Raw genomic sequence first — 16557 nt, 5'->3', positions numbered from 1 at the left:
ACGCGACGTGTATAAGCTATAGTCAAATTTTTTGGATAGGTGCATGCAGCTAAACTGCGGGCACATGTTTAACAATGAATCATGATCGGGCTATAGTACTGATTGTCAGACCAATACACAACTTTTTTAGCCACTGTCAGAAATGAATGAACAGCTGTACATTATGGTCATGGGTGAGCGCGGGAAAACTGTGCAAATCCCCTGTACCAAAAAGAAGATACTCATCTCTTCCGCAATCGCGTCTCTCCTGCTCATATTCCTCATCACCTGCACCGGTTTTTCCATTTCCCTCTTTTCTAAAAACAGGGATATAAACAAGCAACTCGCCGACCTGCAATACAGGATGCAGCATAGTGATGAGATAATAGCAGAATACCAGAGGATTGCCGACAGGGAGAAACTTGAATTAAGCCTGGAAGTGGCCAACCTCAAGTTGGACAACGCCAACCAGGAAGCGGCCCATAAGCAAGAGAAAGACCAACTCCTCTCAACAGCCGTAAGTGAGCTTAACGAAAGAAGTGAAATAATAGAAACAATTATTTCCAACATCGGGGCCAAAGTCAGCAGCAACCCGAAAGCTAAAAAAAGCACAAACAGCGGTGGCCCTTTCATCCCCGCTCAGTCAGGCAATCACGACAAACTGATTTTCCAGACAGATACCTACCTCGATACGATACGCTATCTCCCCCTCGGCAGGCCTGTAGAAGGACCGGTAACATCACGTTTTGGAAAGCGATCAGATCCCCTCAACAAGAAAAAAGCCCTTCACGAGGGTGTTGACTTTCGTGGCAAGCGTGGCGAAAAGATTTACGCCACCGCCGATGGTATCGTCAAAAGGGCTTTTAAGAACGGGAGCTTTGGCAACTACGTCGAAATCGACCATCAAAACGGATACGTCACAGCTTATGCTCATATGCAGAATTATATAGTCAGCAAGGGAGACCGCGTTTCCCGAGGCCAACTTATCGGCCAGGTAGGTAACACCGGTCGATCAACCGGTCCTCACCTTCATTATGAGATCCGGTATAAAAAGAACCCGGTCAACCCCTCAAAATACATGCAAGTGGCGAAACTTCTTCAAAAGAAATCTGCCGACGCGGAGAAAAATTAATGGCAATGTTCACCAAGAAAGACGATGTTCAGGAGGAGATCCAGAAAGCTGAAAGTGAAGCAATTTCCTCAATAATTGACAAAACCATGACAATAACGGGCGAGATCACTTTCCAGGGAAAGACCCGGATCGATGGTTTAATAAACGGCAATATCAAAGGAGAACATCTCATTTTAAGCGAAACAGGCAAAGTCACCGGGGATATCACCTCATCCTCTTTCAACTGCTTCGGTCATCTTGAAGGGAACGTCAAGGCCAACATTATTACTGCCAGAAAAAATTGCTCCATTCACGGACGTCTTGAGGCCGGAAGTCTTACCGTGGAACCAGGCGCCGCACTTGACGGTGAGATAAAGGCAGCAACAAAAGACCTGGTCAGCGGTATCGGTAAGAAAGCAGCACCGTCTCAACAAACAGCAGCAGTCACCCCGGCAGCAAATCCGGACAAGAAAAAGTAAACTAATAGAAAAGTTACTATATGCCTTTAAGCACGCCCAATGTCGCCAACCGTTTCAAGTGCCCGAACTGTGGAAATGACAAAGACTTCTTTGAGATAACAGATGATGTTATCACTACGACCCACTATGTACAGAACCCGGACGGCTCATTCACCATTGAAGATAAAAGTGCACAATCGATGGGAGACGTCAAGCTGTTCTGCGGCAACTGCGACGAAGACCTCACACCTTTTCACCAAAGGTTTTCGGAGATGATATTCTGATGGCAGAATGCCCAGGCATCATCACCACCAACGATCAATTTCACGACAACTTTCATCTTCTCGACAGCAGTACAATAATCTGTTGCCGACTTCGACTCTCACCGGGAGAAGAGCATATACTGCTTGATCTTCGGGAGCGGGGTGTCACCCTTATTCCCTCAGCCACTGCACAGCTGGCCAGCCGCTCAAAAGTTCATCAGGCACGCATTTTCAGCCCCTTCATGCTGCCTGATACCAAGGTTATTTACGATACCAATCAACTCCTGCAAGCAACCTCATTTTATAAGAATATAAACTGTTCGGAAGTAATTATCAAACAGGACAGGAAAAACGGGGGGCTCGGTATCCACCACTTCCAGGACATTGAGAGCGTTTATAACATGGCGGTTCTTGGAAACCTCAACTATCCTTTCGTCGTCCAGCCCTATCTGAAATATTTTCAGGATATCAGGGTTATCATACTTGCAGATTATATCGAGGCGTACACCAGGACAAACAGGAAGAACTTTCGTCAGAATATTCACTGCGGAGGGGAATCGACCCCGATAGCAGTAGAGCAGAAATTAATTGACTACTGTCGAAGTGTCATGAACAGGGGTGCATTCCCCTATGGTCATATTGACCTGATGGTGACCCCGGAAGAAAATATCTATCTTACTGAAATAAATCTTCGTGGCGGTTTACGCGGGGCTGCAATCAATTCTGTTGAATACAGCAACAGGATTGCAGCCATCCATATGCATCTTATCGAAGAATTGCAGACGGAAAACCTGAAATAGATCCTGACTCAGGATCCAAAGTGGATAAAGCATGCATTCCTAGATGCAGGCAAAAAAAAAGAGGGATACCGATAATCGGCATCCCTCTTTACATCTCTATCTGAAAAGTTCAGATATTAGACACAACCGGTAGGCTTGGGCAGACCAGCCATTTTACAAGCTCCTTTACCCGGTCCAGACGGGAACAGCTCGTAGATTCTCTTCAGCGGAAAACCAGTGGTCTTGGAAAGAATACGTACCATAGGAGCAATACCGTTCTTCTTGTAGTACTCTTGCAGAGCGTCGATAACTTTCTGATGCTCGTCGGTCAGGTCAGAGATACCCTCTGCGCCCTTCACGTAATCAACCCACTCGTCATTCCACTCGTCCATTCCTTTGAGAAGGAAGCCGTCTTCATCTACTGTAAAGCTTTTTCCGTTATGTTCGATTGTTGGCATTTCAAACCTCCTTGAAATTTTATGTTATGGCTTACACCGTTCTTAAGCTCTGCTGAAAACTAATATGGCTTAATACTATAGGGTGAAGTGTTTGTCAAGTGAATGACGAATCATTTATGCTATGGCCAGACCACAACCACAACACACCGTAATTACGTCAATAAATCAGCAGCATTAATTCCCAAAAAACCAATTTATTGTTAAAATGTAGTACCCTATAGTCACCATAAGTTAGGGAGTACGACATCGACCTCCCCACAACAGATTCGTTCTTATATCTAACTGTATAGTTCATCGACGATAATACCTCTTTTCTTTCATCTGTCTACTTTTTTTGTGGTACCTGTCTTTTTTTTATTCCTGCACCAGATCCCTGTTACATTTTCACTGTTCAAGCCTTTACAGGAAGCGGTTTTCAGCTTTTTCCTTGCAGAAGAGAAGGAGAAAGAGTAAATCGATCAGTTAGCCAAATCCAGGCTACCTTAGTCTTAAGGATCAGGCTGGTAAATACCCAATAGGGAAACAACAGAAAATCACAACCATTTCCAGAACAAACAGAACAGACAATTATGCTTCAACTCCTCCGAAACAAAGCCCAATCGACTGTTATTCAGGCCATCGTGGTCATTATTGCCCTGGTATTCATCTTTTGGGGTGTTGGCTCGAACCTCATGAACAACAGAGAGGCAGCACTGACCGTCAACGACCAGGAAATCACCTTCCAGGACTTCCAGCTGGCCTACGACAGCGCCTATGAAAATATGGCTGCCCGGTTTGGTGGAAACTTACCCAAGGGCATGGCAGAGACCCTCAACATCAAGCAGCAGGTCATCAACCAGCTGATTCAGTCTGAACTGCTTCGACAGGGTGCCGACGAGATGGGCATAATTGTGAGCGGCGAAGAGATCCAGAGCGTCATAAACGACATGGTTCAGTTTCAGGAGGGAGGGATTTTCTCTCTTGATAAATATAAGGCCCTGCTCGCATCCAATAAACTTTCTCCGAGCAAATATGAGTCCAACATGCGTTACAGTATGCTGACCGAAAAAGCCGTTCGCAGTATCGGCGGGTTCGCCTCAGCTTCCTCAGCATTTGAGGTTGAAGAACTGTACAGGCAGGATAATGAAAAAGTATCGGTATCGTACGTTGCTGTCTCACCTGACAATTTCGTTGCGGATATCGAGGTGGATAATGAAGCCCTGAAAAAATGGTTCGAAGAAAACAGTACCAATTATAATACCGAGCCGGAGATGAAACTTAAGTATATGCCATTCACCTATGCAAAAGTGGGTGAAAAGATCCCGGTCGACGACGCCCAGATCAAAAAGTATTACAATGAGAACCTTGAGCAATTCACCACTCCTGAAAAACGTAACGCCCGTCATATACTGATCATGGCAAGCGAAACCGACTCCGAGGAATTGCACGCTGAAAAACGTAAAAGAGCTGAGGAAGTACAGGAACTCGCAAAGGCCTCTGACGATTTTGCCGCTCTCGCCAAAGAATATAGCGAAGGCCCAAGCGCTGCAAACGGAGGAGATCTCGGTCTGTTTTCCCAAGGTCAGATGGTTCCGGAATTTGACCAGGCCGTATTTAGCATGCAACCGGGCGACATCAGCAGTGTTGTCAAGACCCAGTTTGGATACCATGTTATCAAACTTGAAGAGGTCCAACCTGCAGCAACACAAACCCTTGAGCAGGCTGGCGCAGAAATCACCTCTATTCTACGTGATAAAGAGTCTAAAAAACTTGCTCGGCAGCTGGCAACAGGTGCGTATGAGGGCATCATAGGGGCAGGCAGCCTCAGCGCCTACGCTGACACCAACAAAGATCAAGAGCTTGTAACGACTGACTACTTTGCCCGCTCCAAAGCTCCTGCCGAACTGACCACAGATGCCACCTTTCTCGATAAAGCGTTCAGCCTTAAGGCTGGTGAACTCAGCTCCATCGTGGAATCGGACCGTGGTTTCTTTATTATCTTTGCCGAGGCTGTCAAGGCCCCCGAAACGCCTCCTTTCGAACAGGTAAAGGAAAAGGCTACCGCCGATTATAAAGCTACCAAGGCAGCTGAGAAAGCGAGCGAGATCGCCGTAACGATATTAGAACGAATCAATGGCGGGGAGCCGCTTAATGATGTTGCTAAAGAGTACAACCTCACCACAGCCAACTCCGGTTTGATGGGGCGAAATGGTCAGCCAGCAACCCAGTTTCCACCATCACTTCTTGAAACGGTATTCAAACTCTCTTCCTCCGAACCGTTCCCTGAATCACCCGGTGTTGTTGGGGACACCCATTATGTTTTCTCTTTTCAGGAGCGTGAAGTACCTGAAATACAAGACGACACGGATCTGGATAGATACAAGCAGATGTTGCTGAGCGCCAAGCAGCAGGAAATACTCGGTGCATATCTGGCTAATCTTGAAAAAAAGGCGACTATCACCCGACACAAAAGCCTCTAAATGTATTTCCCCTGATATTCAGTACTCTTTACACTTCTCTGCCGAAAAGGCATTAGGAATGCAATATTAACATTACGAGCCCCGCTGGTACATAAAGCGGGGCTCTTTTGTATTTTTTCGCTCATCTTCCCGGACGTATTCCCGTTTATTCTCTATAATCAGGGCTTTTTTAGTTCTCTTGAGCCGCTGTCAATGCTATAATGCCCTCTTGCCTTCCGGAATGAGACGTACGGAACCAGATTGATAGCTATTTGCAATCAAGCCGGTCCCGCCGTTGCTCCGGATTTGAAAATTGGAACAACGTACTGGTACTGTTATTTAATATGCCCATTGATAAAACACTCCTCGAAAAATACCAAAAACTCACGCCCTTTGAACAGGCTCTCCTGCAGATTCTGTCGATAGTTTACGAACCGGCCCATACGACTCTCGTCGTCAACTGCCTCCGCAAACTTGAATTTAAGAATCCACGGGGCAATAGGCCGACTGCTGCAAATCTGAACCACTATTTTTCCAAATTCGAACAGCTCGGTCTGTTAACCGAAGATCGCCAGTGCCCCCTCGATCTTGTTGAGGTCCTGAGTAAAATAGCCGTTAGCAGTGGAGCGTTCGAAAGATATGCCAATGCAGTTCGGGAAGAGGCGCCTGTATCGTACTATTACGGCAAATGGACAACCAGGTGCTGGAGGGCTGTGCGGGAAATGCGTATCGGCATCTACACCCAGAATTTCGACCTGATTGATGAAGCAGCAGAATTTCTTAGTACCCAGTGCCGTGAAATAACAGGACTGATTCCCCCAACTGTCCAGGTTACAACGTGTCCTTTCGATAGTGAGTGGACACGGAGCCTGCCGGCCTCTTTTCAATTTTACCTGTTCAACAGTGTCCTGCTCCATAGCCAGGCTCATCTCGAGCCATGTCCTGAAGTGGTCAATTACCTGCAGGCACCAGACTCTTTCGCCCACCTTACCAGTGACGAGACGCTTCCCTTTATTCGGCTCCAATTCAACCACCTGCTCTTTCAAGGTGAACTCAATCGAGCGAGGGAGTTTGTCAACAGTCACCCTGAATCCTTTCACGGTACCGGTGCGCTTGGTACCGTTTGTTTCCTTCAGGGAGATAACAGTTCGGCCGAAGACGCTTTCAACAAAGACCTGCAGTTCCTGAAAGACCTTACAGCTTCTTCCCGGGTCGCCTTCTTTGGCCCCACCGGACTCTTCTACATTTTGTTTTTGCTGAAAAACAACGAAGAAGCCGGATATCCCGCAATCGCTGACGCTATCAGTACGGCCCAGTCCCTCTTTGACGCAACGCCTGAAAACCTATCATACGGATACCTTGGCTCCGTTATTAATACGACCATAAACAAAGGAAGCCAGGACTCAACTATCCATCTCCCGGAAGATGAACGGGCCAGCGGATTAACGATTGTGTTTGCCGCCCTTTGCCAATACTGGCTGGACAGCACACTGCAACCGGACATTGAAGAGCAACTTAAAGAGTATTATCACAAGGCAATATCTGCAGAATTTAACCTTCATGCTTTTATTATAGCGGAGATTCTGGCCAAGATTCATCATGAAAACCATGATTACACCCAAACGGTAGCAACTCTTCAGGAGAAAGAGAGTTTTACTCCTCTACTTTCCATCCTGGAGCCGGAAGAGCCGTGGAAAAGAAGCCTCGAGGCCCTTATTCACGCAACCACCGAGGACATCGAGGAAGAACAACGACAAATACGGCTGGTGTGGATGCTGGAGGTACGTAAAAACAAGATCACCATCGGCCCACGTGAGCAAAAACTCATGAGTGGCGGCAACTGGTCTAAAGGAAGACCCGTCTCTCTTTCCCGCCTTCACCAAAGCAGTAAACTGACATTTCTGACCCCCCAGGACAGAAAAATCTGTGCAGCTATAAGGCGCATACATAACAATGAGACCCAGGGCGTAAATTATAAGTTTGACATGGACAAGGCGTTAAATGCCATGATCAGCCATCCCCATCTGTTTTTGGCTGAATCACCATCAACGCCGGTCGAGTTGATTGCTGGCGAGCCGGAATTATTGGTTGAGGAACGCGGCGATATGCTGCATATCCGTTTTGCCCAGCCTATCTCCTCTGAGAATTTGACCATTTATAAGGAAACACCAACCCGCATCAAAGTAATCAATATCAGCGATAACCACAGACGTATTGCCCAGATTACCGGACGTGACGGACTTGTTGTCCCTAAAGCCGCCAGCGAGAAAGTCCTTACTGCAATAGGTAATATCTCGTCATTTATGACAGTGCATTCCGCAATTGCCGCTGACCGGTCCCAGTCTGCCAAAAATAACATCAGCTTTGTAGAAGCTGATCCAACAATTTACATGCACCTGCTGCCCTATGGGACCGGTTTCAGGCTCGAGATGTTCGTAAAGCCGTTTAAGGAAGGTGGGCACTACCTCAAACCCGGCCAGGGTGTTGAAAACATAATGGCCGAAGTGAACGGTAAAAGGCTGCAAACCCGAAGAAACCTCGCTCTCGAAGAGGAAAAGGCCAGGGATATTGAAGAGCTTTGCCCGATCTTTGATCTGGCCATGGACCTGGAGCAGGAAGACGACCGGGAGTGGCATTTGCAAGACCCGGACGACTGCCTGCAGGCACTTATGGAGCTCCAGGCAATCCGCGAAAAGGTGGTTATCGAATGGCCTGAAGGTGAAAAGCTCAATATCGCCCACCAACCATCTATGGAGAACCTTAACCTCAAAATCCGAACAAACCGTCACAACTGGTTCGCTATCAGCGGTCAACTGCAACTGGATCAGGACCACGTCATTGAACTCAAAGACCTGCTCTCAAAAATCAAGAATTCTTCCGGCAGGTTTATTGAAATAGGGGACGGACAATTTATAGCCTTAACCCAGGAATTTAAACGACGCCTCGAGGAGATGAACATCTTCGGGGAAGGATTTACCGACGAGGAAAGCGATGAAATAATCATCCACCCACTTGCAGCAATGCCGCTCGAAAAACTGACAGACCTCGCCAATACGGTAGGAGACAAGGGCTGGAAAGAACAACTCAACAAGGTAAGGGATATCCAGAAATTCCAACCAGAAGTGCCATCCACCCTGCAAGCTGAATTACGTGATTACCAGCGTGAAGGATTCGACTGGTTGGCACGGCTCTCTTACTGGGGTGTTGGTGGATGTCTCGCCGATGATATGGGACTTGGTAAAACCATCCAATCCCTGGCGCTCATATTACTGAACGCCAGTGAGGGACCGTCACTGGTTGTCGCACCGACATCAGTTTCCACAAACTGGCAGAGTGAGGTCACAAAATTCACCCCGACCCTGACAATAAAGTCGCTGACTGCCAAGGACCGAAAAGCAACAATTGAGGGCCTTACGAGATTCGACCTGTTAATCACGACCTATACCCTGCTCCAGCAGGAAGAAGAGCTGCTCAAAAAGGTAAAGTGGCAGACTGTCATCCTGGATGAAGCACAGGCTATAAAGAATGCCGCGACCAAACGTTCAAAAGCTGCCATGTCACTGCAGGCTGGTTTCAAGCTGATCACTACCGGAACACCTATCGAGAATCATCTCGGTGAATTATGGAATCTCTTCCATTTCATCAATCCCGGCCTGCTCGGGACACTGGCGAGCTTTAATGAACGTTTTGCCGTACCCATCGAACGGTTCCAGGACCGGGAAGCCCGGCTCAAACTTAAAAAGCTGATCCGCCCATTTATCCTGCGCAGAATCAAGTCTCAGGTTCTTGAGGAACTGCCTTCACGCACCGAGGTCACACTTGAAGTTTCCATGAGCGAGGAAGAACTGCATTTTTACGAGGCGCTTCGCCAGAACGCTCTGGACATCCTGGAAAGCAACAAGGAGAAAAAAGGCCGTCACCTGCAAATCCTTACGGAAATCATGAAGCTGCGGCAGGCCTGCTGTAATCCGCGCCTGCTTGACACAAACAGCTCAATCCGCAGCGCCAAGCTCGAGGTTTTCTCCTCACTCGTTGAAGAGCTGATTGAAAGCCGCCACAAAGTACTGGTCTTCAGCCAGTTTATCGGCCATCTCCAGATTATCCGAGAATTCCTGGAAGAAAAGCAGATTTCATATCAATATCTTGATGGTGGTACCAGTTCAAAACTCCGTAAAAAGAGGGTCGAAGCATTTCAGGACGGTGAAGGAGATGTGTTCCTCATCAGTCTTAAAGCGGGCGGTCTCGGTCTGAACCTCACGGCAGCGGATTATGTCATTCACATGGATCCGTGGTGGAATCCAGCCATTGAGGATCAAGCCTCAGACAGAGCCCACCGTATAGGGCAGACACGCCCGGTCACCATCTACAGGCTGGTGTGCAAAAACAGCATTGAGGAAAAAATCGTCCGCCTCCACCAGGAAAAACGAGATCTGGCTGGAAGCCTGCTTGAAGGCAGCGACATCAGTGCGAAGATGACGTCCGAGGAACTGCTGGATCTGATCAAGGAAGACTAGCCCAAATTCCTCTCATCCATGCAGGCAGTGCTGCATGGACTGACCTTGGGCTAACCCTCAGCCTCAACGAGTCGGGAAACAATCAACCCGAAAAAGGATGTTTCACCCGACTCGAACAGCCAGCCGAGATGGCTAAGGCAACCGCTGCACACCCCAACCCGCCAGACATGCCCGGCAAACCATGAAAACTCGGCACTCGACTCCCCGACAGGCAGGCAACCTGGTGCCCATCGAAAACATCCCAGCTCATAAACCACCCCCGCCGGATTAAAAAAGGTGTGACGATGTTGTGAATCAACTGTCATGCGCTGGCCTTCATCGGTAATAATATTCCCGCAACCGGCGCAGACTAGTTTTTTGGCTTTTCCGTCCCCTGAACGTGTTTCATCATCTGTAATGACACAATCGTCCTGTTCCGGCATATCACGCAGGAGACAGTACGGTGTCAACTCAGGGGAAGGGTGAAGTATATCCATAACAATTGCAGAAAAATGTCAGTCGGTAAATTCCTCTACTATCGCCTGTACAAGGGCGTCGATTGTGAACTCTTCCGGTTGAATATCAACAGTAAGCCCGTTATCCGTAATTGTTTTCGCCGTAATCGGGCCAATGGCCGCTATCTTAACACCTTGCAGCAATCCCAGCAGTTCATCCAGATCATCCGCATCGACCATAGACAGGAAATTGCGCACTGTGGACGATGAGGTAAATGTTATCATATCCACGTCACCCAGCTCAAGTTCTTCACGCAAAGCCTCTCTTTTTCCTTGCGGTGGCAGGTTCTGATAGACAGGCGCTACGGTCACCTGAGCACCAGCCCCCCGTAAGGTCTCTGGTAGTATCTCTCTCCCATGCAGGGCTCTCGGAATAAGGATATTTCGTCCTTCAACCCCCTGGTCCAGCAAACTTTCAGCCAGCCCTTCGCCAGTAAAAACATTCGGGATGAGATCAGCATTCACACCATACTGTAGCAGCAGGTCTGCCGTGGACTTACCAACAGCGGCAATATCAGGCCCTTTGAGGTCACGGCTGTCCTTTCCCATCGAGTAGAGTCTTTCGAAGAAATATTTAACACCGTTCAACGAAGTAAACAGGATCCAGTGATATTCATTCAAGCGCTCCATCTCACCATCAAGCACTTCGTACGAGTCGACCGGCTGAATATTGATGGTTGAATACTCAACGCAATTGGCGCCATACTCCTCAAGACCGGCCATCAATTCACTGGCCTGCTCACGGGTTCGGGTCACGATAATTTTCTTACCGAACAACGGACGTTTTTCATACCAGTCAGTCACAGCCTTGAGCTTCACCACATCCCCGATAATGATAAGCGAAGGCGGCTTGATATTCGCCTTGGCAACAATATCGGCAATGGTCTCAACGGTACCCACCACGGAACGCTGCTCCGGCGTAGAAGCCCAACGAACAACAGCCACGGGAGTTTTGGGATCCCTGCCATGCTTCAGAAGGTTGTCCATGATAACCGGCAGGTTCTTGATGCCCATATAGACGACAATGGTCCCTGCCCCGGTTGCAAGTTTTGACCAATCGATATTTGAGGTTCCCTTGGTTGGATCCTCATGTCCGGTCAAAAATGCAACGGAGGCCGTATGCTCACGGTGGGTGATTGGGATACCGGCGTAGGTTGCAGCAGCCGTAGCTGAGGTTACGCCAGGCACAACTTCAAACGGCACACCCGCCTTAAAGAGTTCCTGCACCTCCTCTCCACCCCGACCAAAGATAAAAGGATCACCACCTTTCAGCCGGACAACGATCTTGCCGTTCTTGGCATGATCGACAAGCATCTGATTTATTTCTTCCTGGGTGTGGGTATGTTTAACGCCGCCCCTCTTGCCCGCATAGATAAGCTCCGCATCTTTTGGAACATGCTTGAGCAGTCTCTTGCTGGCCAGGTAATCGTATACCAGAACTTCGGCCTTCTCCAGAAGGTATTTTCCCCGTACGGTAATAAGACCGGGATCACCCGGACCAGCTCCGACAAGATATACCTTTCCACACCGTTTTGATTTTGTCTGTTGTTCCATAATTCATCCCGACAACCTTTCCACAATGGAAAAGCGTCACCGGCCAGTAAACGGCCCGATTCTATTTGATTACTCACAGCCTTATCGAAATCCGAACGGGATTACAGATAAAACCACAACAGGCCAGGAGAGATTGAATACGCCGCAATCCTCATGACCTGTCTACCCTCTTGCAGGGCACTTTTAAACCGTCACTATGACGGCAAAAAAAAGGGCCTCCCTGAATTCCGGGTTGCCCTTTTGCTTTACATAATAAACATGAAATCTGATTTACACGAGATTTCAGTACTTATTTTTACAGCTCTTTCATGATTGAGTCGGTTACTTCGCCGATTGACAGGGATCCATCAACAGAAACAACCTTCGGTCCAGCGGCGCCTTTAAAGTAATTCACAGCTGCCATGGTCCCGGTGGTCTCATCATAATAAATGCCGTGACGCTTATCGATTGCATCCTCATCCTGATCGTCTGCACGGGTGTTCAGGTCACCGCCACAAACGCGACAGACCAATTTTCCGTCTTTTTCGACCGGCTTGATTGCATCAAAGGCGATATGGTTCGGATGGTTATTGTCGTTTACGCAGAGGCGACGTCCCATGATACGCTCTTTAGCGATCCCACGATCGAGAACGATCTCGATAACATAATCCAGAGCCAGTCCTTCCTTCTCAAGAGTTTCGGCGAGGGTAATAGCCTGGTCCTTGGAACGAGGGAAACCATCGAGGATCCAGCCTTCTTTACAGTCGTCTTTCTGCAGACGGGCGATCATCATCGGAATGGTGATATCATCGGGAACCAAGTCACCACGATCAATGTATTCCTTCGCCTGCTTACCAAGCTCGGTGCCGCCACCAATATGCTCACGGAAAATAGCACCGGACTCGATATGGGGGATATCGTATTTCTTCTGTACAATCGCTCCCTGAGTACCTTTACCACTGCCGTTCGGCCCGAAAACCAGAATATTCTTACCCATAACCAATCTCCTTATAGAATTGTAAAATAAAAAAAACCAGGCGCCATTAAGACGCATGGTGAAACATTTCGTTTGGTACATCGGTTCATCCTGCCTTCCCGTCCGGCTCAATATGCATCGTTTGATGTCGGATTTTCGGCAAGGCGTTAATATAGTCGAATTTTTGCCCGCTGGCCAGAAAAATATCCTCCCGAACTTTTTTGACTTTCATCCCCAAAACGGGTATTTTGCTGCACTGACTTTTCCCACCGGGAGCTGCCGAAGCGGCCCCTCAATTTCAAACATCACCGCCTCCCCGCACATGGGGATTTTTTAACTTATCACAAGGTATCCCAGCATATGAAAAAGATTAAAGTTGGAATCATCGGTTTCGGTACTGTCGGCCGCGGCCTGGCCCTGACCCTTCATGAACAAAAAGAAACACTTCTCAAGCGGACCGGTGCGGAATTCGAACTCTCCACCGTGGCCGATATCGCCATTGACAGCCTGCCCGAGCAGTTCAGCGATGTAAACCTGACCAAGAACGCCGATGACATTTTCAATGACCCGGAAATTGATATCGTAGTGGAACTGATCGGCGGAATCGAACCAGCCAAGACCTTCATATTGAAAGCCATTGAAAATGGTAAACATGTCGTCACTGCAAACAAGGCCTTGCTGTCTATCCACGGCAAGGAGATATTTGACAGTGCGGTAACCCATAATGTCGAGGTAGGGTTTGAGGCAAGTGTCGGTGGGGGCATGCCAATCATCAAGTCGCTCAAGGAAGGACTTGTTGCCAACAAGATCAACTATATCAAAGGTATCATGAACGGTACCGCTAATTATATCCTGAGCCAGATGACCGATCATGGTACACCTTTTGATGAAGTACTTGCCAAGGCACAGGAACTTGGTTTTGCAGAAGCCGATCCGACCTATGATGTGGAAGGTATAGATACCGCTCATAAGCTGGCCATCCTCATGACCATTGCTTATGGCCTCGATGTTAAACTCGATAATATTACCGTCGAAGGAATTTCGAGTATCGAGCCTATAGATATTGAATATGCCCGCAAGTTCGGATATCGCATCAAGTTGCTGGCAATCAGCAGAAACCATGGGGACCATGTGGAGGCTCGCGTTCACCCGACCATGGTTCCTGAAAATCACATGCTGGCAACTATTAATGGAGCATTCAACGGTATCCTCATAAATGGCGACACTGTCAACGACGTCCTCCTGTATGGCCAGGGGGCGGGCATGATGCCCACTGGCAGTGCGGTAGCCGCAGACGTGGTTGATATCGGGCGCAATATCCTGGCAGACGCGGTAAATCGCGTACCGGCGCTGTCCTATCTGCCTGAGAACATCACCCAGCCAACCATCACCCCCATGCACGATCTGGTCTGCCCTTATTATTTCAGGGTTACAGCCTTTGACAAGCCGGGAGTACTTTCTACCATTACCGGCATCTTCGGCAAGCACGACATATCGATTAGCTCAATGATCCAGCCCGGCCAGGACGCCAATGAACCGGTACATATTGTCTTTCGTACCCACAGGGCATCCGAAGGTGCGGTGGAAAAAGCGATCAAGGAACTGGACAGCCACGATGTGTGCACTGCACCAACCGTAAAGATACGACTCCTTAACCCGGAATAAACAACTCATGAAATATCTTATACTTGTTGGCGATGGCATGGGCGATTACCCCATTGACGAATTAGGAGGCAAAACTCCTCTCGAGGCCGCTGCCACCCCAATGATGGATGAATTATGCCGAAAAGGAGAACTCTTCCTGAACCGGACGGTACCCGAAGGCTTCCCGCCGGGCAGCGATGTGGCCAACATGTCCCTGCTTGGTTACAGCCCTGCGCTTTATTATACTGGCAGGGCGCCACTTGAAGCAGGCGCCATGGGTATCGAACTGGCCCCGGATGAAACCGCCTTCCGCTGCAATCTGGTAACTCTTTCCCGAGATGATGACCAACGCATCACCATGGTCGACTTCAGCGCGGGTCATATCAGTAATGAGGAATCCCACCAGCTGATAGAAGCTATTCAACAAGAATGTGGCAACGAAATGTTCACGTTTCACCCTGGTGTCAGTTATCGGCACATTATGGTGTTGAAAGGTGACCATCCTGGTGTTGTGACCGTTCCCCCTCACGATCACATCGAAAAGGATGTCACCACTTTCTTTGCACGGTATCTTGAAAACCCGGACTGGAAAGAATTACTTGAGAAAATTGAACGCATACTGGGTGACCATCCGGTTAATAAAAAACGTATTGCCGAAGGTAAAAACCCCGCCACCATGGTCTGGTTATGGGGAGAAGGAAAAATGCCGAGTGCCCCGAATCTGCAGGAACGTTTTGACATCTCAGGTTCCATGATCAGTGCGGTCGACCTGCTGAAAGGCCTTGGTGCTATCGGAGGGCTCTCAGTTATCAATGTACCTGGAGCAACCGGCTTTATCGATACCAACTACGAAGGAAAGGCTCAGGCTGCCATGGATAGTCTCGCCACCCAGGATTTTGTTTTTGTTCACCTGGAAGCACCAGATGAATCAGGCCATCAGGGAAGCCTGCCCAACAAGTTGAAGGCAATAGAGGATTTCGATGCCCGGATCGTCAAACCCATTTTTGAACATTTAATCAGCCGGGGAGAAGATTTCCGCATGGTTGTCACCATGGATCACTTCACCCCTCTCTCAATCAGGACCCACAGTATTGATTGGGTCCCTACCCTACTCTACGATTCACGAAAAGAGGGCGGCAGTAACAGAGCATTCAATGAGAAAGAGGCCATATCCTACGACAAAGAGGCAAATAACAGTATCGATACAGGTCATACCCTGATCAACAAACTCCTTGAGAAAGAAGAGGAGTGATTGCCATGACGGAAAAGTCATTCAGAACAAAGATACGGGTCCTCTACGGCGACACGGATGCAGGAGGCGTCGTATATAATGCCAATTATCTACGATATTTTGAGTTCGGTCGTACCGAGATGATGCGGGAACGGGTCTGTTCCTATCGTGAGATTGAGGAACTTGGCTTTATACTTCCGGTAACAGAATGCTGGGCACGCTATAAAGCCCCGGCATTTTACGACGACCTGCTCACAGTGGAGACAGAAGTTGCGGAACTCTCCAGGCTCAAATGTAAGTTCAACTATCGGATTTTACGCGAATCAGGGGCCGGGAGCAAACCGAAATTGCTCGTAAAAGGGTATACAGTTCACGCAGCCGTCACTCGCGAAGGTAAACTCACCCGGCTACCGGATGAAATCCTGAACAAGATCAAAACATTTGCAGTTACGGTCAGTTGACCATTCAAGTATAGATAAATTAAAATATCTTAGAAATAACTATTGACACTATTCTCTGAGAGAGTATATTAGGCGACCTCAACGCGGGGTGGAGCAGTATGGTAGCTCGTCGGGCTCATAACCCGAAGGTCGGGGGTTCAAATCCCTCCCCCGCTACCAAAACATATCAAGGACTTAGTCAGTTTCTGACTAAGTCCTTTTTTGTTGGTTGCTAACAT

At 48.3% G+C, this 16557-nt stretch carries 13 protein-coding genes and 1 tRNA gene; 10 read left to right on the top strand and 4 right to left on the bottom strand.

Features of this window, described 5'->3' with window-relative positions:
* Positions 1-142: 142 nt before the first annotated feature.
* Genes GA520_RS03295 through GA520_RS03280 form a run of 4 tightly spaced genes read left to right on the top strand, consistent with a single transcriptional unit; the run spans position 143 to position 2611 of the window.
* The gene (locus GA520_RS03295; protein WP_163338106.1) at positions 143-1111 is read left to right on the top strand and encodes a M23 family metallopeptidase; all 969 of its coding nucleotides are present in this window, start codon (positions 143-145) and stop codon (positions 1109-1111) included.
* Positions 1111-1569: a polymer-forming cytoskeletal protein gene (locus tag GA520_RS03290; RefSeq protein WP_240910138.1), complete on the top strand. Its 459-nt coding sequence runs from the start codon at positions 1111-1113 to the stop codon at positions 1567-1569. The genes GA520_RS03295 and GA520_RS03290 overlap by 1 nt, the downstream gene beginning before the upstream one ends.
* 20 nt (positions 1570-1589) lie before the next feature.
* On the top strand, positions 1590-1832 hold the full coding sequence (locus GA520_RS03285; RefSeq protein ID WP_163338107.1) for a hypothetical protein: 243 nt from the start codon (positions 1590-1592) through the stop codon (positions 1830-1832).
* Positions 1832-2611, top strand: a complete 780-nt coding sequence (locus tag GA520_RS03280; RefSeq protein ID WP_163338108.1) for a RimK family alpha-L-glutamate ligase — start codon at positions 1832-1834, stop codon at positions 2609-2611. Before GA520_RS03285 ends, GA520_RS03280 begins: the two co-directional genes overlap by 1 nt.
* Before the next feature lie 116 nt (positions 2612-2727).
* Here the strand turns inward: GA520_RS03280 and GA520_RS03275 are convergent, their stop codons facing one another.
* Positions 2728-3048, bottom strand: a complete 321-nt coding sequence (locus GA520_RS03275; RefSeq protein ID WP_163338109.1) for a TusE/DsrC/DsvC family sulfur relay protein — start codon at positions 3046-3048, stop codon at positions 2728-2730.
* Positions 3049-3617: 569 nt separating this feature from the next.
* Here GA520_RS03275 and GA520_RS03270 point away from each other — a divergent pair.
* Positions 3618-5507 (top strand): SurA N-terminal domain-containing protein, encoded by a 1890-nt coding sequence (locus GA520_RS03270; protein ID WP_163338110.1) that lies wholly within the window; start codon positions 3618-3620, stop codon positions 5505-5507.
* 323 nt (positions 5508-5830) lie between these two features.
* The gene (locus GA520_RS03265) at positions 5831-10000 is read left to right on the top strand and encodes a DEAD/DEAH box helicase (RefSeq protein ID WP_163338111.1); all 4170 of its coding nucleotides are present in this window, start codon (positions 5831-5833) and stop codon (positions 9998-10000) included.
* Between the two features lie 50 nt (positions 10001-10050).
* Here GA520_RS03265 and GA520_RS03260 read toward each other — a convergent pair whose 3' ends face one another.
* The 3 genes from GA520_RS03260 to GA520_RS03250 all read right to left on the bottom strand — a co-directional run bounded on the left by GA520_RS03260 (position 10051) and on the right by GA520_RS03250 (position 13024).
* Entirely contained in the window at positions 10051-10476 is a 426-nt protein-coding gene (locus GA520_RS03260; RefSeq protein ID WP_163338112.1) for a cereblon family protein, read from the bottom strand.
* An 18-nt stretch (positions 10477-10494) separates the two neighbouring features.
* On the bottom strand, positions 10495-12048 hold the full coding sequence (gene cobA / locus GA520_RS03255) for a uroporphyrinogen-III C-methyltransferase (RefSeq protein WP_163338113.1): 1554 nt from the start codon (positions 12046-12048) through the stop codon (positions 10495-10497).
* A gap of 295 nt (positions 12049-12343) precedes the next feature.
* Positions 12344-13024, bottom strand: a complete 681-nt coding sequence (locus GA520_RS03250; protein ID WP_163338114.1) for an adenylate kinase — start codon at positions 13022-13024, stop codon at positions 12344-12346.
* 339 nt (positions 13025-13363) lie between these two features.
* Here GA520_RS03250 and GA520_RS03245 point away from each other — a divergent pair, with 339 nt between their 5' ends.
* From GA520_RS03245 to GA520_RS03230, 4 genes are all read left to right on the top strand, one after another.
* Positions 13364-14668: a homoserine dehydrogenase gene (locus GA520_RS03245; RefSeq protein ID WP_163338115.1), complete on the top strand. Its 1305-nt coding sequence runs from the start codon at positions 13364-13366 to the stop codon at positions 14666-14668.
* Positions 14669-14675: 7 nt separating this feature from the next.
* Positions 14676-15899 carry a cofactor-independent phosphoglycerate mutase gene (locus GA520_RS03240; RefSeq protein ID WP_163338116.1) on the top strand — a complete coding sequence of 408 codons (1224 nt, stop codon included), beginning with the start codon at positions 14676-14678 and terminating at the stop codon, positions 15897-15899.
* A gap of 5 nt (positions 15900-15904) precedes the next feature.
* Positions 15905-16339, top strand: coding sequence for a thioesterase family protein (locus GA520_RS03235; protein WP_163338117.1), 435 nt, complete (start codon positions 15905-15907; stop codon positions 16337-16339).
* An 82-nt stretch (positions 16340-16421) separates the two neighbouring features.
* Positions 16422-16498 (top strand) — tRNA-Met (locus tag GA520_RS03230).
* Positions 16499-16557 lie beyond the last annotated feature (59 nt).

It is taken from the genome of Desulfopila sp. IMCC35008 (genome assembly GCF_010646885.2).
Classification (GTDB): domain Bacteria; phylum Desulfobacterota; class Desulfobulbia; order Desulfobulbales; family Desulfocapsaceae; genus Desulfopila.
Note: the sequence above shows the minus strand (reverse complement) of the source record. Positions and strands in the feature narration are given on the sequence as shown.

Excerpts from the sequence above, each read along its gene's own strand:
- GA520_RS03295 (WP_163338106.1), top strand. The coding sequence starts at position 143 with ATGAATGAACAGCTGTACATTATGGTCATGGGTGAGCGCGGGAAAACT.
- GA520_RS03245 (WP_163338115.1), top strand. The coding sequence starts at position 13,364 with ATGAAAAAGATTAAAGTTGGAATCATCGGTTTCGGTACTGTCGGCCGC.
- GA520_RS03260 (WP_163338112.1), bottom strand. The coding sequence starts at position 10,476 with ATGGATATACTTCACCCTTCCCCTGAGTTGACACCGTACTGTCTCCTG.
- GA520_RS03270 (WP_163338110.1), top strand. The coding sequence starts at position 3,618 with ATGCTTCAACTCCTCCGAAACAAAGCCCAATCGACTGTTATTCAGGCC.
- cobA (WP_163338113.1), bottom strand. The coding sequence starts at position 12,048 with ATGGAACAACAGACAAAATCAAAACGGTGTGGAAAGGTATATCTTGTC.
- GA520_RS03290 (WP_240910138.1), top strand. The coding sequence starts at position 1,111 with ATGGCAATGTTCACCAAGAAAGACGATGTTCAGGAGGAGATCCAGAAA.
- GA520_RS03285 (WP_163338107.1), top strand. The coding sequence starts at position 1,590 with ATGCCTTTAAGCACGCCCAATGTCGCCAACCGTTTCAAGTGCCCGAAC.
- GA520_RS03280 (WP_163338108.1), top strand. The coding sequence starts at position 1,832 with ATGGCAGAATGCCCAGGCATCATCACCACCAACGATCAATTTCACGAC.
- GA520_RS03250 (WP_163338114.1), bottom strand. The coding sequence starts at position 13,024 with ATGGGTAAGAATATTCTGGTTTTCGGGCCGAACGGCAGTGGTAAAGGT.
- GA520_RS03265 (WP_163338111.1), top strand. The coding sequence starts at position 5,831 with ATGCCCATTGATAAAACACTCCTCGAAAAATACCAAAAACTCACGCCC.
- GA520_RS03275 (WP_163338109.1), bottom strand. The coding sequence starts at position 3,048 with ATGCCAACAATCGAACATAACGGAAAAAGCTTTACAGTAGATGAAGAC.
- GA520_RS03240 (WP_163338116.1), top strand. The coding sequence starts at position 14,676 with ATGAAATATCTTATACTTGTTGGCGATGGCATGGGCGATTACCCCATT.
- GA520_RS03235 (WP_163338117.1), top strand. The coding sequence starts at position 15,905 with ATGACGGAAAAGTCATTCAGAACAAAGATACGGGTCCTCTACGGCGAC.